This is a genomic window from Thermus brevis, from assembly GCF_026427635.1.
Taxonomy (GTDB): Bacteria; Deinococcota; Deinococci; order Deinococcales; family Thermaceae; genus Thermus; species Thermus antranikianii.
The window spans coordinates 1,982,223-2,001,743 of record NZ_CP102606.1; the positions used below are offsets into that span (position 1 = coordinate 1,982,223).

A 19,521-nucleotide genomic window follows, 5' to 3' on the forward strand; every position below is an offset into this window, starting at 1 on the left:
CTACTTTCTGGCCAGCAAGGCCCGTTCCGAGCGGTACCAAAGGTACAAAAACCCAAGGGCCCCGAGGAGAAAGAGCAGAAAACCCCCTGGCCAAAGGAGGAGGCCCATCACCCCCAAAAAGAAGAAGAGGGCTCCCCCCAAACCCACCACCCGCAAGGGAGTGAGGGGCTCCTCCCCTTCCCTCCGCCAACTGGCCTCCGCCTGAAAAAGAAGCGATAAAGCGCCTCCCAAGGCCAAGGCCCAAAGCAGGGGATGGGATGCCCGGGGCACCACCCAGGCCAGGAGAAGGAGCACCCCCCCTTGGAGAACCAGGAGGAAACCCGCGTAAAGCCTAAGGCCCCGAAGGCGCAAGGAAGAAGGGGCCTTCGGATCCAGGAGAGCTTCCAAAAGCCCCCAAAGACCTTCTTTGCGCTCGGGTGCACGCATGGATCTAATGGTGCAAGACCCGTTGCAGGAAGGCCCGGGTCCTCTCCTCCCTGGGGGAGGAAAAGATCTCCTCCGGCCTCCCCTCCTCCACAATCTGACCCCCGTCCATGAAGATCACCCGGTCCGCCACCTCCCGGGCAAACCCCATCTCGTGGGTTACCACCAGCATGGTCATACCCCCTCGGGCCAGGTCCCGCATCACGTCCAACACCTCCCCCACCATCTCCGGGTCCAACGCACTGGTGGGCTCGTCAAACAGCATCACCTTGGGCTCCATGGCCAAGGCCCGGGCTATGGCCACCCGCTGCTGCTGGCCCCCGGATAACTGCCCCGGGTACTTCCTCGCCTGGTCCAGGATCCCCACCCGCTCCAAAAGCTCCAAGGCCTTCCGCTCCGCCCGCTCCCGGGTCCAGCCCCGCACCCGCATGGGGGCCAGGGCGATGTTCTCCAGCACCGTCATGTGGGGGAAGAGGTTGAACTGCTGGAAAACCATCCCCACCTCCCGCCGCACCTCCTTGAGGGCCCGCTCCTCCTTCACGTTGTGGCCGTCCACCACCACCTCCCCCTCCTGGAAGTCCTCCAGGCGGTTGATGCAGCGGATCAGGGTGCTCTTCCCAGAGCCCGAGGGACCGATGATCACCAGCTTCTCCCCAGGGGCCACCTCCAAATGGATCCCCTTGAGCACGTGCAGGGTACCAAACCACTTGTGCAGGTTGTGGATGCGGATGATGGGGTCCACCGCCTTCATTTTCGCACCCGTTGCATGGCGTAGACCAGGAGGAAGAGGACCAGACCGATGGCATCCGTAAGAAGGCCCGGTATCACCAAGGTGAGGGCCGCCGCCATGAGCAGGGCCCTCTCCAAGAGGGTGGTGCGCTTGTGCAGGAAGCCCACCAGGCTGGCGCTGAAGGCCGTCATGCCCAAGAGGGCGGAAAGAACGATCCACACCCCCTCCGCCACGCTTTCCACCCCCAACAAGAGGAGCTTGGGGCTAAAGAAGAACATGTAGGCGAGGAGGGCGGTGCGAAGCTCGTACACGAAGCCCTGAACCGCCGTCTTCCAGAAATCGGACCTGGCGATGGCGCTGGCGGCGTAGGCGGCCAAGGCCACTGGGGGCGTGGAGTCCGCCATGATGCCGAAGTAGAAGACGAACATGTGGGCGGCCACGGGGGGCACCGCATAGCCCGCTTTCTCCGCCAGCTGAAGCACCACCGGCACCACCAAGGAGGCCATGACGATGTAGTTGGCGGTGGTGGGAAGGCCCATCCCGAGAAGGAGGCTGGTGAGCTGGGCCAGGATGAGAACCAGGATCAGATTCCCCCCCGATAAGCGTTCCACGATGTCCGTGAGGCCAAAGCCGATCCCGGTCATGGTGACGATGCCCACGATGACCCCGGCGCTGGCCGTGGCCAAGGCGATGCCCACCATGCCCCGGGCGCCCGCCTCGAGGCCCTCCAGAATGAGCCTTCCCCCCCTAAGAAGGCCAAAGCCAAACCCGGTTCCCGCCCGATAGGCCCGCCACACCTCCTGGACCAGGATGAGGACCAGCATGAGGAAGATGGTGTTCAAGGCTGCCCGCTCGGGGGTCAGGCGCAGGGCCACCAGGGCGTAGATCAGGTAGATAAGGGGCAGAAGGTAGTGAAGGCCCGAGCGCAGAATAGGACCCACGGGGGGTAGCTCCGACCTGGGTACCCCCTTGAGGCCCAGCTGCAGGGCCTCGAGGTGCACGGTGATGAAAAGGGTGGCGTAGGCCAGAATGGCGGGGATGACCGCGATCAGGATGAGCTGGCTATAGGGGATACCCAGGAACTCCGCCATGATGAAGGCCGCAGCCCCCATGACCGGAGGCATGAGCTGCCCGTTGGAGGAGGAGGCCACCTCCACTGCCCCGGCTTTCTCCGGCGGATACCCCACCCGCTTCATCAAGGGGATGGTGAAGGTGCCCGTGGTGACCACGTTGGAAACGGAACTGCCCGAAACCACCCCCGTGAGGGCGCTGGCCACCACCGCCGCCTTGGCGGGCCCCCCGCGGAAGTAGCCCAACAGGGCGTAGGCCACCTGGATGAAGAAATGCCCCGCCCCGGCCCTTTCCAAGAGCGCGCCAAAGAGGACGAAGAGAAACACAAAGGTGGCGGAAACCCCCAAGGGTACCCCCCAGATGCCCTCCGCGGTGGTGTAGAGCTGCCCCATGAGCTGCCCCCACTGGCTGCCCGCATGGAGCTGGAGCCAGGAGGGAAGGGTAAAGGGCAGAAGCCCCTTGGGCCCGGTAAGGGCGTAGAGGACGAACACCGAGGCAATGATGGGCAGCGCAGGCCCCACCACCCGCCAGGCAGCCAGGAAGAGAACCCCAAGGGTCAGGGTCCCCATGAAGACATCCCGCTGGCTGGGGATACCTCCCCGGAGCTGGGTGATCCCGTAGTAATCCCAGACCACGTAGAGGGCCCCGGCTACTCCCAAGAGGGCCATGCCCCAGTCCAGGAGGGGAATGCGCTCCCGTGGTCCCCGCCTCCCCGGGTAGGCCAAAAAGGCTAGGGCCAAGGCAAAGGCCAGGTGCACCGCCCTGAGCCGCATGGGGTCCAGGGTACCCAGCTCGGTGGCCCAAAGCTGAAAGAGGCTCCAAGCCACCCCCAGGCCGAAGAGCACATACCGGCCCGCCCCCTTGGGCCTTCGCCCCCCTAGCTCGGTTTCCTCCACCAAAAGCGAGGCGTCCTTCTCCATACTTCCTCCAGGCAAAGGGGGCCCCAGGCGGGGCCCCCTGGGCTCAGCCAAGAGCCTACTTGAGGACTCCTACCTCCTTGTAGAACCGCTCCGCACCAGGGTGCAGGGGAATGGGCAGGCCCTTCACTGCCTTCTGCAGGCTGAAGAAGCGCTCCAGATTGGGGTGGATCTTCTTGAAGGCCTCCTGGTTGCCGAACACCGCCTTCATGAACTTGTACACGGTATCGGGGGATAGCTTCTCCGAGGCGATCAGCATGGCCTGCACCGCCACCGTGGGCGTGGTGACCTCCACTCCCTTGTAGGTACCCCCGGGGATGTTGAAGCCCACGTAGAAGGGGTACTTCTTGGCGATGGCCTGGATCTTGCCCAGGTCCACCGCCACCAGGGTGATGGGGGTGGTGAGGGCCAGTTGCTGGATGGCGCTGGCCCCCAGGCCCACCGTGTAGAAGAGGGCATCCGCCCGCTTATCCTGCATGAGCTGGATGCCCTGGGTGGCGCTCACCCGGATAGCCTGGCCCAGGTCCTCAAACCGGAGGCCGTAGGCCTCGAGGATCTGCCGGGCATTTTGCTCAGTACCCGAGCCCACATCGCCCACCACCACCCGCTTGCCCTTGAGGTCCGCCACGGTGCGGATGCCCGCATCCGCCCGGGCCACGATATGGATGACCTCTGGGTAAAGGGCTGCCAAAGCGCGGATGCCCTTCACGGGCTTCCCATCGAAGGCAGCGATGCAACATCCCTGATAAGCGTAGTAAGCGATGTCGTTTTGCGCCAAGGCCATCTCGAACTCCCCGGCAGCGATGGCGTTGATGTTGGCCACGCTGCCCCCGGTGGAGCGGGCGTTGGCCCGAATGCCCACACCCGCATCGTTCACCAGCTTGGCCATGCCCGTGGCCACGGGAAAGTAGACCCCCGTGGTGGAACCCGAGCCAATGGTGATAAATTCCTGAGCCAGGCCCAGACCTAGGAAGGCGATCCCTGCCAATAACGTATTCCTTAGCCGCATAACCTTACACCTCCTTTATGCCGCAGGCAGTATACCCCTAGCCCCTTCCCCTCCACAAGCCCTACCTCCCCGCCACCTGGAGCCTCCGCTCCAAAAGGTTTGTGAAGAAGGTGAGTACGGTGGTCAGGAGGAGGTAAATGGCCGCCACCGCCAGGTAGACCTCCACGGGCCGGAAGGTGGCCGAGATGATGCGCTGCCCGGAGAGGGCCAGCTCGGTAAGGGCGATGACGCTGGCCAGGGAGGAATCCTTGAGAAGGGCCACCACGTTGTTGACCAAGGGAGGTACCACGATGCGCAAGGCCTGGGGCAGGATCACGAAGCGCATGGTGTCCGCCGGGGAAAGCCCGAGGGACCAGGCCGCCTCCCACTGCCCCTTGGGAATGGCCTGGATGCCCGCCCGGACCACCTCGGCGTTATACGCCCCCACGTTGAAGGAAAGGGCGATGAAGGCCGCCCAGTAGGGGGTGAGAACCTGCTGGGCCTCGGGCCAGAGGGGCTGAAGCAGGAGGGGCAGGGCATTGTAGGCAAAGAGGATCTGCACCAAAAGGGGCGTGCCCCGGGTAACCCAGATGTAAAAGCTGGCGGGAAGCCGCACCCACAAACGCCGGGATAGGCGGAACATCCCGGCGAATACTCCGATGACCAGCCCCGCCAGGCTGGAGATCAAGGTGAGCTTTAAGGTGATCTCCGCACCCAAGGCCATGGCCTGGCCTGCGGAAGCCGCCCGGTCAGGTCCAAAGCCGGTAAGAAGGAAGTAGCGCTCCAGCACCACGCCCAACAGGGCGAACAAGCCGAAATACCCCCCAAGGAGGAGGGCCAGGAGCAAGAAGACCCGCAACCAAGATGGCATCTTCGCGGCAGGAAAAGGGCCCAGGGCAACCCCTTCACCCCGGGCCCGGGACTGGCCTACTTACAGCGCACGTCCTCGCCGAACCACTTCTTGCTGATCTGGGCGTAGGTACCGTCCTTCATCAGGTCGGCCAGGGCCTGGTTAAGAGCCTGGAGCACGCTCTTATTGCCCTTGGCCACGGCCATGGCCACCCTTTCCTGGAAGACCAGCTCCCCAAGCTGGAGGGTATTCTCCAGCTTCCGCTCCTTGATGGCCTCCTTGGCCACGAACCGGTCGGTGATCCAGGCGTCCAGGCGGCCCGAGAGGAGGTCCTGAAGGGCATCGGGGTCCTTCTGGTAGGTACGCACCTGCTTGATGCCGGGAATCTTCTGAGCAGCTTCCATATAGGTGGTGCCGATCTGCACCCCCACCACCTTGCCCTGAAGCTCCTTGGCCGTCTTGGGGCCTCCCTTCTTGCTCACGATGATGCCGCCCGTGCAGTAATGGGGGTTGGTGAAGTCCACGGCCTTGGCCCGTTCCTCGGTGATGCCGTGGGAGGCGATCACGAAGTCAAACCGGCCCTGGTTCAGCTGGATGAGAAGGCTATCAAAGGCCTGGGTGATCCATACGGGCTTCAGCCCCAGTTTTTGGGCTATGGCGTTGCCCAGGTCGATCTCAAACCCCACCAGCTGGTTCTTCTCGTCAAAGTAGTTGAAAGGGGGGAAAGCCCCTTCCGTGCCGATGCGGATCTCGCCCGAGCGCTTGATCTGATCCAAGGTCCGCACCTGAGCGAAGGCCACGGCCAACCCTAGTACCCCAAGCAGCAAGAAAATCCTTTTCATGCTCACCCTCCCTGATGCACGGGCCGATTATACCGGGTGCGCCCTGGGGGTCAAGGGAAAAGGGAAAACCACCCGGATGCGAGGCTTCCTTAAGCAGGGTGCTAGGTTATGGGAGAGCTGGAGGAGCGCTTAGGACATAAGTCCCACGGGATCGGTGCCATACTTTAAGTGCCCCACCATGGGGGAAAGGAGGTAGGATATGCGCGGGTTCTGGTTTGTAGCCCTTTTATTGGGGAGCCTGTTGTTGGCGGCGCAGGGGCAAACGGGCATCGATCCCTGGAGGATCCAGCGGGGCGGGCAACTCTACGATCACTGGATCAAGGCCAAAGGCGTGCAAACCCCGGCGGGTGACCACCCCCTTTGGGCCCTCCAGACCACCAATACCCGGAAGGGCACCGACACCTGGCGGTGCAAGGAGTGCCACGGCTGGGACTATCTGGGTAAGGATGGAGCTTATGGCTCTGGATCCCACTACACGGGATTCGTGGGGGTGCTCCAGGTCCGGGGCAAGACCCTCGAGGAAATCGTTGCCCTCCTGAAGGGTGCCAGCAACCCCAAGCACGACTTCAGCCCCTACTTAAGCCAGGAGGACCTCGAGGACCTTGCCCTTTTCCTCAAGTACGGCACCCTGGACATGCGTACCTTGATCGACTACAAGGCCAAAAAGCCTCTCCGCGGGGATCTCGTGGCGGGGAAGGCGGTGTACCGGGTCTGTGCCTCCTGCCATGGCCAGGATGGCCGGGCCGTCAACTTCAGCACCCCGGAAAACCCTGAATACGTGGGTACCTTGGCCAAGGAGAACCTGCAGGAAGTCCTCCACAAGGTCCTGAACGGCCAACCCGGGAACTTTGTCATGCCCGGGTTCTCCTTCCTGAGCCCTGCCCAGCTCCAAGACCTCCTCTCCTACCTGCAGACCCTACCCGAGAAATAAGGCAACCGCCAGAGCCCCCGCCCTGGCTTTGCCAGGGTGGGGTGGCCTTAAGCCCACCGCACCCACTCCACCCGGCCCGTCACGGGATGCCTGAGGGCCATGCGCACCCCGTAGGCGTAGCTTCCCGGCCGGGAAGGGCGGTAGGCCACCTCGAACCATCCCGATGCCTCCTCCATGGGCACCACTTCCAGCCCCCCGCCTGCGCGGCGCACCACCAGCTGGACCTCGAGGAAAGGCCTTAGGGACTCCGGCACCTTCCCCTCCAGGTAAGCCCGCGCCCGCAAGGGCTCCCCATTCAAGGTCAGGTCCCCTGGAACCTCCACCCGGAGGGCCAAACCATAAAAAGCAGGCAAGGCCTGGTGGAAGGCGCGCAGCACCTCCTCTTCCCCTCTGGCCTTCCCCGCCCACTCCTGCCCCCTTTGGTAAAGGGCCAGGTACTCCCGCACCATACGGGCGGCGCTGAACCTCGGGCCCACGGTGCGGAGGCTTTCGTGGACCATGGAAAGCCACCCCGAGGAGTAGCCCTCGGGCCCCTTGGCGTAGAAAAGGGGGAGCACCTCCCCCTCCAGCACGTCGTACAGGGCCTGGGCGTCGGCCATGTCCTGGGCCTCCTCGTTCTCGTAGACCCGTTCGTCGCCGATGGCAAAACCGTTTTTTCCGTTGTAGGCCTCAGCCCACCAGCCGTCCAGGACGCTTAAGTTCAAGACCCCGTTCAACGCCGCCTTCATCCCGCTGGTGCCCGAGGCCTCCATGGGCCTCCGGGGGGTGTTGAGCCAGACATCGCAGCCGTGAACCAAAACCCGGGCCAGGTACATGTCGTAGTCCTCCAGGACCACCATGCGGTCCTCGAGGCCGTACTCCTTGATCTTGGCCACCAGCTCCTGGAGGTAAGCCTTGCCGGGCTCGTCCTTGGGATGAGCCTTGCCTGCAAAGACAAACTGCACGGGATAAGGCCCCTGGAGGATGCGGAGGAGGCGCTCGGGATCCTTGAACAGCAACACGGCCCGCTTGTAGGTGGCGAAGCGGCGGGCGAAGCCGATAGTGAGGGCCTCGGGGTCCAGGATGCGCTCCGCCTGGCGGAGGCGGCTTGGGCTTTCCCCGTTCCGGCGGCGTTGCTCGTAGAGGCGGGAGCGTACCTCCCGCACCAGCTCAGCCCTGAGGTCCCGGTGGATGCGCCAAAACTCCTCCCCCAACCCCTCCACCCTCCAGGTGGCGGGGTCCTCAGGATGCCGCAGCCAGTCAGGACCAAACACCTCCGCGTAATGGCGGCGTAGCCTGGGGTGGAGGAAGGTCCAGGTGTGGACCCCATTGGTGATGTGGCCGATGGGCACCTCCTCCCGCAAAAGCTCCGGCCAGAGGTGGTGGAACATCTCCCGGGAAACCTCCCCGTGGAGGCGGGAAACCCCACCCGCCTGGGCGCTGGTCCTAAGGGCCAGGTTGGACATGGAAAAGACCTTGCCCCAAGGCTTCTCCTCGAGGCCCAGGGCGAAAAAGCCCTCCTTGTCCACGCCCAGCTTTTCCCAGAAACCCAAGAGATACCGTTCCACAAGCTCCAGGGGGAAGGCGTCGTGCCCCGCGGGTACCGGGGTATGGGTGGTGAAAAGAGCCCCGGCCCGGGCCAGTTCCAAAGCCACCGGGAAGGTATACCCCTCGGCCACCAGCTCCCGCACCCTCTCCAGGCCCAGGAAGGCCGAGTGCCCTTCGTTCATGTGGAAGACCTGGGGGTTAAGCCCCAAGGCCCGTAGCAGCCTGATCCCCCCGATCCCCAAGACCATCTCCTGCTGGATGCGCATCTCCAGACCGGGAGCATAAAGCCTGGCGGTGATGGCCCGATCCTCCGGGGCATTTTCCGGAAGATCGGCAGTGAGGAGGTATACGGGCACGGCACCCACCTGCACCCGAAAGGCTCCAAGCCAGACCTTACGCCCCGGAAACTCCACCCCCACCCTTAAGGGATGTCCCCCCCGGTCCTGCACGGGCAGAAGGGGTAGCTCTTCCGGATGCAGGGTTTCGTACACCTCCACCTGGGCTCCCTCCGGGGAAAGGCGCTGGTGGAAGTAGCCCTCGTGGTAGAAGATCCCCACCCCCACCAGGTTCAAGCCCAGGTCGCTGGCCGCCTTGATGTGATCCCCGGCCAGCACGCCAAGCCCCCCCGCATAGATGGGCAAGGAGCTATGGAAGCCGTATTCCGCGGAGAAATACGCGCTGAGAGGCCCTTCCTTCACTTCCCGTTCCTTGAGGTAAGCCTCCAAAGCCGCCACCACCGCCTGGACCCGGGCGGGATAGGTGCTCCCCGCCAGGGCCTCGAGGCGGGCGGGGTCCACTTCCAAGAGCAACTTGACCGGGTTGCCGCGGAAACGCTTCCAAAGCAAGGAATCTATCTCCTGGAAAAGCTCTGCCGCCTCCGGATTCCAACTCCACCAAAGGTTATAGGCCAGCTTCCTCAAACCCCTAAGGGCCTCGGGAAGCTCGGGCATGGCGGTAAGACGCCCCAGTACCTTCATGGGGTGGATTATACCCTCACCGAAGCCGCCGCCAGAGCTCCGGGCTGAAGAGGAGGACCACGGGAAGGATCTCTATCCGCCCCGCCCACATCTGGAAGATGAGGACCACCTTGGAAACAGGTTGGAGCTCCGCATAGGAACTCATCGGGCCCACCGTCCCCAGCCCCGGCCCGATGTTGCCGATGGCCTGGGCGCTGGCGGTAAAGGCCTCCACGAAGTTCCCCTCCAAAAGCGCCAGGGTCAGGGTACCGAAGCCAAAAAGAAGGGTGTAAAGAAAGATGAAGACGGAAACCTGCCGCAAGGCCTCCTCGGAAACCACCCGGTGTCCCAGGCGCAGGGGAAGGACCGCCCTGGGGTGGAGGGTGCGGGTGATCTCCCGCCTTAGAAGCCCGAAAAGCAAAAGCCAGCGCACCACCTTGATGCCCCCCGCCCCCGAGCCCGCGCTTCCCCCCACGAACATGAGGAGCACCAGGATGGCCTGGGCCGGCACCACCCACTGAGCGAAGTCCACGCTGGCAAAACCCGTGGTGGTCACGATGGAGATCACCTGGAAGAAGGCATGGCGGAGGCTGGCCTCGAGGCTATACATGTGGTGGGTGTAGAGGTAAAGGGAGAGCAGTAAGCCCGCAAAGAGCACCAGCAGGGCATAGGCCTGGAACTCCGCATCCTTGAGGAGGGGTTTGACCTCCCGTCCGAAGAAAAGGCGGTACTGCAGGAGGAAGTTCACCCCCGCCAGGAACATGAAGAAGCTTCCCAGCCACTGGGCCAGGAGGGGGTAGGCGGCAAAGCTTTGCGGGTTCGGGCTGAACCCTCCCGCCGGGGTGGTGGTGAGGGCGTTGGCCAAGGCCTCAAAGACGGGTACGCCCGCCCACCAGTAGGCCAGGAAGGCCAAGGCGGTAAGGGTCAGGTACACCCGCAAGACCGCCTGGGCGGTGTGCCGCAGCCTGGGTGTAAGCCTTTCCTTCTCCACCCCCGTGCTCTCAGCGAAAAAGGCCTGGCGGCCCGCCACCTGAAGCTGGGGAAAGACCACCAGGAAAAGCACCACGATGCCGATACCCCCCATCCACTGGGTGAAACTTCTCCAGAGAAAAAGGCTCTTGCCAAACTGCCCGAAATCCGAAAGCACCGTGGCCCCGGTGGTGGTAAAGCCGGAAACCGCCTCAAAAAGAGCGTCCAGGTAGTCCAGCCCCCCCGAGATCCAGTAGGGTATGGCCCCCAAGGCAGGCACCAAAAGCCAAAGCAGGGCCACGGCCGCGAAGACCTCGGCCCGGTGCGGCTGGGCCTCCGCATGCCCCACCCCCTGCAAGGCCTTGCCCAATCCCACCCCCATTACCGCCCCCAGAAGAAACCCCCGGGCGTCCTCCCCCCAGCCCAGGGCCAAGAGGGCAAAGGCCAGCATGAGAAGGCCAAAGCCCTGGTAGGTAAGGCCCAGGAGGTACAGGCTGGAGCGAAACCCTTGCCTAGCCGACGACACGGGCCACGGCTTCATCCGCCACCTCCCGAGCCACCACCAAAAAGAGCCGGTCGTTGGGCAGGGCCTCGAGGTCCTCGCGGTAGAGCATCACCCGATGGTCCCGCTCTAGGGCCACCGGGGCCACCTGGGGTGTGGCCAGGGTGCTCAGGTACCGGGGCCTGAAGTTCTCCGGAAGCTCCACCTCCAGTAGCTCGATGTTCTCGTCCATGGTGGACACATGCTCCACGTTCTCGGGTCCCAGGTAGTCCAAGACCGCCCGCACCGCCGCCTGGCGGGGAGTGAGGGGCAGGTCTATGCCCACCTGCTCAAAGAGCCTTCGGGTTTCCGAGCGGGACACCCGGGTGATCACCTTACCCACCCCAAGCTGCTTGGCCAGGAGGGAGGCCAGGAGGTTCTTCTCGTCGTTGTCAGTCACCGCCACCACCGCATCGGCCTCCTGCAATCCCTCCGCCTCCAGAAGCTCCAGGTCGGTACCGTCCCCTTGGATGATGAGGGCACCGGGAAGCTCCTGGGAAAGCCACTCGCACCGCTCGCGGCTGGGCTCGATGATCACCACCTCGAGGCGCCGCCGTAAAAGCTCCTGGGCCACCATGAAACCCACGTTCCCCCCACCGATGACCATCACCCTGCGCACGCCCCGCCCCGTGGCGAAGCAGGCCTCCAGCTCAGGGAAAGCCCTTAAGGTGGTGACGAAAAGGATCTTGTCCCCGGGCTCTAGGATGACCTCGGGATACTCCGGGTGGGCAAAGCTCCAAAAGGCTCCATCCCGCACCAACCCCACCACCAGGACTCCCTCCGGCCAGGGAAGCTCGGATAGAAGCCGGTGGGCGTAGGGCCCCCCCTCCTTCACCCGGTACTCCACGAAGCGGAGCCGCCCCTCCGCCAGCACCTCGGTGTCCACGGCTCCAGGAACGAGGATCACCTCCACGATCTCCCTGGCCATGGCCCTTTGCGGCCAGAGGACTTTGTCGATGCGGGTACCCAGAATCTCGGCGGTGCGGGGATCGGTGAGCACCTCCACGTACCCTCCCTTGCCCACGAAGCACAGGGTTTCCTTGGCCCCAAGGCCCTTGGCCAGAAGGGAGGCCAGCAGGTTCACCTCATCGGAATCCGTGCTGGCTATAAAGAGGTCCGCCCGGTCCACCCCGGCCTCCCTAAGGGCATCGGGGTCGGTGGCCCCGCCCACCACCACCTTCACGTCCAGATGGGCGAAGCGCTCCTTGGCCTGAGGGTTACGGTCCAGAACCACCACCTCATGGGCTTTTTCCAGGGTGCGGGCCAGTTCCCCGCCCACCTCCCCGCCCCCGGCGATGACGATGTACATACCGCTCCTATCCTAAACCTGGACCCCGTAAAGGTCGTAGGTATCCGCCCGGGTTATCCGAACCGGGATCCTCTCCCCCACCCGGGCCGTGCCGTCGGTTTCCACGTAGACCAGCCCGTCTATACCCGGGGAATCCCGATAGCTCCGGCCCACGGCCAAGCCGGGCTCTGGAAGCTCGTCCACCAGGACCTCGAGGGTCTTACCCACGAAGCTTTGGCTCTTTCGCAGGCTGATTCCCGCCTGCACCTCCATGAGCCTGGCCTTCCGTTCCTCCTTGACCTCCTCGGGGACATGGCCCGAAAGGGCGTTAGCCTCTGCTCCCTCCACCGGGGAATAGGTGAAGACCCCCACCCGGTCCAGCTCCGCCTCCTGCAAAAAGTTCAGGAGGATCTGGAAGTCCTCCTCCGTCTCCCCCGGGAAGCCCACGATGAAGCTGGAGCGGATGGCGAGCTCCGGCACCACCTCCCGCCAGGCCTTTAGGGTCTTCAGGTGGCTTTGGTACCCCCCCGGACGGCGCATGAGGCGGAGGATTCGCTCCGAAGCATGCTGGAGGGGCACATCCAGGTAGGGAAGCACCTTGCCCTCGGCCATGAGGGGAAGAAGGTCCCGCACGTGAGGGTAGGGGTAGACGTAGTGAAGCCGTATCCAGGCTCCAAGCTCCGCCATGTGGGAAAGAAGGTCCTTAAGCTCCGCCTTCACCAGGCGGTCACCCCAGAAGCTTTCCCGGTGGCGGAGGTCCACCCCGTAGGCGGAGAGATCCTGGGCGATGAGGAGGAGTTCCCGGGTGCCCGTGGCCACCAGCCGGGCGGCCTCCGCCAGGACCTCCCCGGCGTCGCGGGAGCGCAAGCCTCCCCTCAGCTTGGGGATGATGCAGAAGCTACAGCGGTGGTCGCATCCCTCGGAAAGCTTCAGGTAGGCGTAGTGCCGGGGAGTGAGCTTCACCTGGGGCGGGATGAGGTCCAAAAGAGGGTTGCGGGGTGCGGGAAGCACCTCCTGCACGGCCTGCAAAACCCGCTCCACCTCCCCCGGGCCGGTGACTTCCAGCACATTGGGGTACCTTTCCCGGATCACCTCGGGCCTGGCCCCCAGGCATCCCGTCACCACCACCTTGCCGTTTTCCCGCAAGGCCTCCCCGATGGCCTCGAGGCTCTCCTCAATGGCCGGGGTGATGAAGCCACAGGTGTTCACCACCACCAGCTCCGCCTCCTCGTAGGTGGCGCTGGTTTCGTAGCCGAGGGCCTTCAGCCGGGAAAGGATCTGTTCCGAGTCCACCAGGGCCTTGGGGCAGCCCAGGCTTACAAAGCCGATCTTCGCCATAGACCTCCAGGAGCCCGGTCAGCCCAAAGGGCCATCCTCGGGGCTCCAACGAACCAGTATAGCCCCCTTCCAAGCTTCCGCATCAAGGCGCCTCAAAGCGGCGGGTAAGGGGCTTCCCCGGCTCCCCCAAGGGCCCAAGGTCCTTGCCATCCAGGAAAACCCGCACCACCCCGGGATTCCCCGAGCGCACCTCCACCGGAAGGTCAAAGCTAAGCTCCGCACCCACCTCGGGGATGCCCTCGTACAGGCGCTTCTCCCCCTGGGTGACCCTAAGCCAGCTCCGGCCCTCGAGGCGAAGCACCAGCTTCCCCGGGGAAACTTCCACTTGGGGATTGGTAGAAGTAGGTGCAGGGGAAGGCTTGGGAACCAGGCGGTAACTTAAGGAGAGGTTCCGGTCCAGGTTCACCTCCTCCTCCACCGGCTCGTACCCGGGTAGCTCAAGCCTAAGAAGGCGCCTGCCTCCTTCCAGGGGTGGCGAGGCCAAGGGCGTCTGGCCCAGGTAGAAGCCATCCAGGTACACCCGGGCTCCCGGGGGCTCGCTCACCACCCGAAGCCCAAAACGTTCCGGAGGCTTGGGCGGGGGCTCGGGGGGCAGGCTTACCGTCTGCACGGGTGCCGGACGCAGGACCAGGTAGGCTCCATACCCCAAAGCCCCCAAAAGGGCCAAGGCCAGCAAAAGCAACCAGGGGAAAGGGCGCCGGGAAGGCGGCGGGGGTGGAGGCGGAAAGGTGGGGGCCAGGGGATAAAGGGCCAGAAGGGGCTCGGGGTCTAACCCCAAGAGAAGGGCGTAGCGCCGGAGGTATCCCCGGGTCAAGGCTGGCTCGGGAAGCTCCTCAAAACGGCAGGCCTCGAGGGCCTCCAGCACCTTGGCCTTCAAGGCCAACCGCGCCGCCGCCTCCTTAAGGGAAAGCCCCTTCTCCTCCCGGGCCCGCCTTAACCTTTCCCCCAGTTCGCACACAAGGCTATTCTAGCCCGGCAAAGGCCAAGGCCACCCGGGCCGCCAGGCGGGCGTTTTCCAGGAGAAGCCTCTCGTTGACCCGGTCGGTCTCCCCTTGGGAAAGCTCGGAAAGGCGCCTCAGGAGGTAAGGGGTGAGGTCCTTGCCAAACACCCCTTCCCTGGCCGCTTGGTGGTTGGCCTCCTCCACCCAAAGGGCCACCTCTTCGTAGGGCAGGCCCTGGGACACCGGGTTCACCAGGAGGACTGCCCCTAAGCCCAGCTCCCGGGACTTGCGGAGGATCAAGGCGGCCTCGAGGGGAGTTTCCACCCGGGCGGGCACGGGGAAGGGGGAAGAGGGAGAAAAGAAGGCGGGCAAGCGGTCCGTGCGGTAGCCCACCACGGAAACCCCCAGGGTCTCCAGGCGCTCCAGGGTGGCCCTCAGGTCCAAGATGGCCTTGGGCCCGGAGGAAACCACCAGGATGGGGGTGCGGGCAAGGGCCAAGAGATCGGCGCTCTCATCAAAGGGCTCAGGATGCACCCCCCCGATCCCCCCGGTGGCGAAGACCGCGATCCCGTGGCGGTGGGCCAGGTGGACCGTGGCCGCCACCGTGGTCCCGGCGCTTTTCTTCTGAACCAAGAGGGCGGGAAGGTTCCAGAGGCTCGCCTTCTCCGCACCCCCCTGGGCCAAGGCCTCCATCTCTTCCGGGGAAAGGCCGAGGCGCACCTCTCCCCGCACCAGGGCGATGGTCTTGGGGATGGCCCCTTCGGCCCGTACCGCTTCCTCCAGGGCTTTAGCGGTGCGCAGGTTCAGAGGGTAGGGCAACCCATGGGTCAGGAGCGCGGACTCCAGGGCCACCAACGCTTCCGCCATGGGGGAAGGATACCATGCCTCACACTTCCGGCCACACCAAGACCTCCTCCCCCACCTGGAGCCCGTGGAAGAGAAGCAGCTCCGGCGCAAGGCGGATCTCCACCCCCAGACCCTCCGCGCCTTCCACCGAAAGGAGTACCTCCTTCTGGGCCTTCACCCTTACCCGCTGAAAGGGACCGTAATGCTCCCGCCAAGCGGAAAGCAGCAAGGCATCCACATGCGCCCCCTGTCGCCCCAGGGCCACCCGAAGCCGGGCCGTGCGCGGCACCCGGGGGAATACCTCCACCAGGCGCAGCCGGGCCAGGTGGCCCAGGCGCCTCAGGACCTCCCCCAGGGGCAGGGCCAGGCGGGAGGCCAGGTCCAGGGGGCTTTGGCCACTGCCCAGGGCCAGGAGGAGGGAAAGCTCCACGGGGTCCAGGGTACTTTGGACCGCCTGGGCCCGGGACCCCGGCCGCACCAGGTCAAAGGGACCCACCTCCACCCGCTCGTCCAGGAAGCGGATCGCTTGCAAGAGGTAGGCCTCGAGGGGGCCTTCCAGGGAACTCAAGGGGGGTCGCACGGAAAGCAGAAAGCGAAAGCGCCCCTCCTTCAACGCCAGCACCTCCAGCAAGGCCTCCCGCCCCACCTTCTCCCCGAACACCGCATGGACGGGCCGCCCCTGCTCCAGGTAAACCTCCCCCCTTCCACCCCCTGCCTCCACGGCAAAAACCCCAGTCTTTCCCCCCTGGGCGAGGAGCTGCAGCCAGTCAATGGGACCTAAGAGGCGGAAATCGCCTTCCATAGGGAACCGAGGTAGCCCTTGCCGAAGAAGTGCACGTGGGCCAGGAGGTAGTAGACCTGGTACCAGGGCAGGGCCTCCTCCACCTCCTCCGGAATGGGGTATAGTGCCTGGTAAGCCTGCCAGAAAGCCTTGGGAAACCCTCCGAATAGGCGCATCATGGCCAGGTCCACCCCCCGCTCTCCCACGAAAAAGGAAGGATCCAAGAGGGCAGGTCCCTCCGGGGTAAACCGAAGGTTGCCGTGCCAAAGATCCCCGTGCAGGGGTGCAGGCCCCTCGGCGGGCAGGGGCCTCTGAAAGAGGGCCTCCACCCTGGGTCCAAGGCCCTCGAGGCGGTCCCAAGTGGCCTGCAAGAGAGGTTCTATGCACCGCGAAAAGAAGAACTCCGTCCACTCCCTCCCCTCCCCGCCCGGCAGGGGAAAGGTGCCCAAAAACCCCGCCTCGGCCCAATAGACGGCTTCGCGCTGGCGGTGTAGCCCCGCCAGCATACGGGCCAGGCCCTCCCAATCGGGTGGGCCTTCCGGCAGATATTCCAGGATCAATCCCTCTTCGGAGGCAAAGAATACCCGGGGCACCCGCACCCCCCGCTCGGCCAGGGCCCTAAGCCCCCGGGCTTCCGCGGGGAAGAGGCCTAAAGGAGGGTTCGGCGCAAGCTTCACCACATAGGCCCCCAGGCGGTACACCCGGGAAATATCCCCGCCATGGAGGGGCTGAGGCGGACCCTTAGCCTCAAGCCCCACCCGTTCAAGGAGTTTTCCGGGGTCCATCCTCCCCCAAAAGGCGGTCCAGGAACGCCGTGGCGGCGGCCTCCACCATCCAGTAGACCTCTTGGCAGTCCTCCAGGTCCCCGTAGTACGGGTCCGGCACCTCCCCCCCGCCCAGGTCGTCCAGGAGGAGGCGCACCTTCCCCCTGGCCTCGGGGAAACGCCTTTGCACCTCCACCAGGTTCTCCCGGTCCATCACCAGGATGTGGTCGTAGTGGAGGACATCCTCCCGGGTCATCTGCCGGGCCACATGGGGGAAGTAGGCCCCTTCCCGCTCCAGCACCTTGCGGGCCCGGGGATCCATGGGCTCCCCGGCGTGCCAAGCCCCCGTGCCGGCGGAATCCACCTCAAACCGGGCCTCGAGGCCCCTCTCCCGGATGAGCTTGCGGAACGCTCCTTCCGCCAGGGGGCTTCGGCAGATATTCCCCAAGCAGACAAAAAGCACCCGTACGGGACGGTCCATGCCTCCCATGATAAGCAGGTCCTCAGTAAGGAACCTCCGCCACCACCTCCGTGCCCTTTCCCGGCTCCGAACGCACCTGGAAGCGCCCACCCCGGGCCTCCACCCGCTCCCGCATCTGGGTGAGGCCAAACCCACCTAAGCCCTGGGCCTCGGCGTTTTGGAACCCCTTCCCGTTGTCCCGGACCACCAGCCGCGCCCCTCGCTCCCCCAAGGGGAGGAGTTCCACCTCCACCCGGCTGGGCTTGCCGTGCTTGGCGGCATTGGTGAGGGCCTCCTGCAGAACCCGGAAGAGGACCAGCTCGCTGGCCTGGGAAAGCCCCACTCCTTCCGGTAGGGAAAGCTGCACGCGAAAGCCCGCCTGCTCGGCGAAGGCCTGGGCGTAGCGGCGCACGGATTCCAGGAAGCCGTAGCGCTCCAAGTCGATGGGCCTCAGGGCAAAGATGCTCCGGCGCACCTCCCGGATCTGCGCCCTGAGGGTCTCCTTCACCTCGGCCAAGGCCTTCAGGGCCGCCTCCTGGTCCTTGGCAAGAAGCCTCTCCGCCAGATCCAGCTTCAAGGCCATGAAGGCCAGGCTCTGGGCGATGCCGTCGTGGATCTCCCGGGCGATGCGGGTGCGCTCCTCGTTGATGGCCAGCTCCTCCGCCCTCAGGTACGCCTGGGCGTTGCGCACCGCCAAGGCCACCTGGGAGGCCAGGAAGGAGAGGAAAGGGATGCGCCGGGAAAGGCCTTTGCCCTTGAGGACCAGCACCCCCACCGTCTCCCTGGCCTTTAGGGGCAGGGCCAGGGTTTCCTCATCCACGAACACCGGCCCCTCAAGGCTCCCCTTCCAAACACCATCCGGCAGGAAGGGATGGGAGGGTAGGGCCAGGTTCCGCACCACCCGGGGTACCAGGAACCCCTCCTCGTCCATCAGGAGAACCCCACCCCCCTCCGCCTCCGCCCAGGCCCGGATCCGCTCCAGAAGCCCTTCCAGGAGGCGGTCCAGGTTGGCCTCGGCCTTGAGGGCCTGGTCCACCTCAAAGAGGGTAAGGCGGTCCCGGCTTCGGGCCACCACGGATTGCAGGGCCCCCGCCACCTCGTGGGCCAGCACCTCCAAAAACACCCGTTCCGGCTCCGGAGGGCAAGCCTCCAGGTATCCCTTCAAACCCGGAAGCTCCACCCGCATCCCCCCGCATTCCTCCCCGGCATGGACCCCCTCGGCCTCGAGGGCCACAGGGTACCCTAAGGTCTCCCCCAAAGCCCGGGCGATGCGGGAGACCGCCTCCTCGAGGTTCTCGCTCTCCAAGGCCTCGCGGAACACCCGCCCTGCCGCCAAAAGGCGGCGGTTCGCCTCCTCCAAGGCCCTTTCCGCCCGCACCTTCTCCAGGGTTTCCTGGGCGATCCACTCCAGCACTGCATAGGTGACCAGAGGCCCCACCAGGCCGTAAAAGCCAAGCCGTAGCCAGAGGAGGCTATCCACGTGCCGGTAGGGCAGAAGGGCCAGCTCAAAGACCACCACCACCGAAGCGATCAGGGGCGGCAAAAGCCGCTGGGCCAGGCGCACCAATCGGTAAAGGCTGTGGCTAGCCATCCTTTCCCTTCGTACCCTCCTTTTTCAGGGCGGAGGCTACCGCATACCGGCTTTGATGCAGAAGCCCCCTGAGAAGCTGCACCTCCCCCGGGGAAAGCCGGGCCTTGTGGAAGATGCGGCGCAGGCGGCGCATGGCGTAAGGGTGGCGGTGTTCGTCGGTGAACCCGATCTCCAGCACATAACGCCCCAAATCGGCGAAGAATCCCTCGAGGGCCGCCACATCCGCCAGCTCCTCCTTGGATACCGTACTGCCCTGCTGCAACCAGGCCTGGTAAAGCTCGTAGGCAAAGACCACCACCGCCTGGGCCAGGTTCAAGGAAGGCTGCTCGGGAGCGGTAGGGATGGTGCCGATGAGGTGGGCCAGGTCCAGCTCCTCGTTGGTGAGGCCAAAGGTTTCCCGGCCAAAGACCAGGGCAACCTCTCCCTTTATGGAAAGCACGTGGGCCGGCACCTCGCGAGCCGTCACCACCGGGGCCGGGTAAAGCTCCCGGGGTCTTCCCGTGGTGGCCACCACGAAGCCCACCCCCTCGAGGGCCTCCCCGAGGCTTCCCACCGCCACCGCCCGGTCCAGCACCTCCTCGGCATGCACCGCCAGCCAGTAGGCCTCCCGGGCCCACGGAGGGCCCACCCGGGGCGAGGGATTCACCAGGTAAAGCCGCGAAAGGCCAAAGTTCCGCATGGCCCGGGCCACCGCCCCCACGTTCATGGGCTCCTGGGGTTCCACCAAGACGATGCGCACGCGTTCCAGCACAGCCTCCTCCTCGAGG

18 protein-coding genes are annotated in these 19,521 nt (G+C 65.0%); 1 reads left to right on the plus strand and 17 read right to left on the minus strand.

Annotated features, from left to right (window positions below):
- The 6 genes from KQ693_RS10735 to KQ693_RS10760 all read right to left on the minus strand — a co-directional run bounded on the left by KQ693_RS10735 (position 1) and on the right by KQ693_RS10760 (position 5,821).
- A complete protein-coding gene (locus KQ693_RS10735) occupies positions 1-426 on the minus strand; it encodes a hypothetical protein (protein ID WP_219759712.1) in 426 nt (141 codons plus the stop codon).
- Positions 427-430: 4 nt separating this feature from the next.
- Positions 431-1,174: an amino acid ABC transporter ATP-binding protein gene (locus KQ693_RS10740; protein WP_323808501.1), complete on the minus strand. Its 744-nt coding sequence runs from the start codon at positions 1,172-1,174 to the stop codon at positions 431-433.
- Positions 1,171-3,144, minus strand: coding sequence for a TRAP transporter permease (locus KQ693_RS10745; protein WP_267261256.1), 1,974 nt, complete (start codon positions 3,142-3,144; stop codon positions 1,171-1,173). Before KQ693_RS10745 ends, KQ693_RS10740 begins: the two co-directional genes overlap by 4 nt.
- A 55-nt stretch (positions 3,145-3,199) precedes the next feature.
- Complete coding sequence (locus KQ693_RS10750) at positions 3,200-4,150, minus strand: TAXI family TRAP transporter solute-binding subunit (RefSeq protein ID WP_267261257.1); 951 nt, start codon at positions 4,148-4,150, stop codon at positions 3,200-3,202.
- Between the two features lie 61 nt (positions 4,151-4,211).
- Positions 4,212-5,000 (minus strand): amino acid ABC transporter permease, encoded by a 789-nt coding sequence (locus tag KQ693_RS10755; protein WP_028493034.1) that lies wholly within the window; start codon positions 4,998-5,000, stop codon positions 4,212-4,214.
- A 56-nt stretch (positions 5,001-5,056) separates the two neighbouring features.
- Positions 5,057-5,821: an ABC transporter substrate-binding protein gene (locus KQ693_RS10760; protein ID WP_267261258.1), complete on the minus strand. Its 765-nt coding sequence runs from the start codon at positions 5,819-5,821 to the stop codon at positions 5,057-5,059.
- A gap of 199 nt (positions 5,822-6,020) precedes the next feature.
- Here KQ693_RS10760 and KQ693_RS10765 point away from each other — a divergent pair, with 199 nt between their 5' ends.
- Positions 6,021-6,752: a cytochrome c gene (locus tag KQ693_RS10765; RefSeq protein WP_267261259.1), complete on the plus strand. Its 732-nt coding sequence runs from the start codon at positions 6,021-6,023 to the stop codon at positions 6,750-6,752.
- A 47-nt stretch (positions 6,753-6,799) separates the two neighbouring features.
- Here the strand turns inward: KQ693_RS10765 and glgP are convergent, their stop codons facing one another.
- The 11 genes from glgP to KQ693_RS10820 form a co-directional block, all read right to left on the minus strand.
- Entirely contained in the window at positions 6,800-9,256 is a 2,457-nt protein-coding gene (gene glgP / locus KQ693_RS10770; protein WP_267261260.1) for an alpha-glucan family phosphorylase, read from the minus strand.
- 16 nt (positions 9,257-9,272) lie between these two features.
- Entirely contained in the window at positions 9,273-10,745 is a 1,473-nt protein-coding gene (locus tag KQ693_RS10775) for a TrkH family potassium uptake protein (protein ID WP_267261261.1), read from the minus strand.
- A complete protein-coding gene (gene trkA, locus KQ693_RS10780; protein ID WP_267261262.1) occupies positions 10,717-12,054 on the minus strand; it encodes a Trk system potassium transporter TrkA in 1,338 nt (445 codons plus the stop codon). Before trkA ends, KQ693_RS10775 begins: the two co-directional genes overlap by 29 nt.
- Positions 12,055-12,066: 12 nt before the next feature.
- Complete coding sequence (gene rimO, locus KQ693_RS10785) at positions 12,067-13,371, minus strand: 30S ribosomal protein S12 methylthiotransferase RimO (protein ID WP_267261263.1); 1,305 nt, start codon at positions 13,369-13,371, stop codon at positions 12,067-12,069.
- 82 nt (positions 13,372-13,453) lie between these two features.
- The gene (locus tag KQ693_RS10790) at positions 13,454-14,329 is read right to left on the minus strand and encodes a RodZ domain-containing protein (protein ID WP_267261264.1); all 876 of its coding nucleotides are present in this window, start codon (positions 14,327-14,329) and stop codon (positions 13,454-13,456) included.
- A 4-nt stretch (positions 14,330-14,333) separates the two neighbouring features.
- Positions 14,334-15,179, minus strand: a complete 846-nt coding sequence (locus KQ693_RS10795) for a pseudouridine-5'-phosphate glycosidase (protein ID WP_219758490.1) — start codon at positions 15,177-15,179, stop codon at positions 14,334-14,336.
- Between the two features lie 19 nt (positions 15,180-15,198).
- Positions 15,199-15,960: a DUF4388 domain-containing protein gene (locus tag KQ693_RS10800; RefSeq protein WP_267261265.1), complete on the minus strand. Its 762-nt coding sequence runs from the start codon at positions 15,958-15,960 to the stop codon at positions 15,199-15,201.
- Positions 15,936-16,724 carry a fructosamine kinase family protein gene (locus KQ693_RS10805; RefSeq protein ID WP_219758492.1) on the minus strand — a complete coding sequence of 263 codons (789 nt, stop codon included), beginning with the start codon at positions 16,722-16,724 and terminating at the stop codon, positions 15,936-15,938. Before KQ693_RS10805 ends, KQ693_RS10800 begins: the two co-directional genes overlap by 25 nt.
- Positions 16,702-17,193: a low molecular weight protein-tyrosine-phosphatase gene (locus tag KQ693_RS10810; RefSeq protein WP_219758493.1), complete on the minus strand. Its 492-nt coding sequence runs from the start codon at positions 17,191-17,193 to the stop codon at positions 16,702-16,704. Before KQ693_RS10810 ends, KQ693_RS10805 begins: the two co-directional genes overlap by 23 nt.
- Positions 17,194-17,206: 13 nt before the next feature.
- Positions 17,207-18,754, minus strand: coding sequence for a sensor histidine kinase (locus tag KQ693_RS10815; RefSeq protein ID WP_219758494.1), 1,548 nt, complete (start codon positions 18,752-18,754; stop codon positions 17,207-17,209).
- Positions 18,747-19,502 carry an RNA methyltransferase gene (locus tag KQ693_RS10820; RefSeq protein WP_267262381.1) on the minus strand — a complete coding sequence of 252 codons (756 nt, stop codon included), beginning with the start codon at positions 19,500-19,502 and terminating at the stop codon, positions 18,747-18,749. The genes KQ693_RS10815 and KQ693_RS10820 overlap by 8 nt, the downstream gene beginning before the upstream one ends.
- Positions 19,503-19,521: the final 19 nt, after the last annotated feature.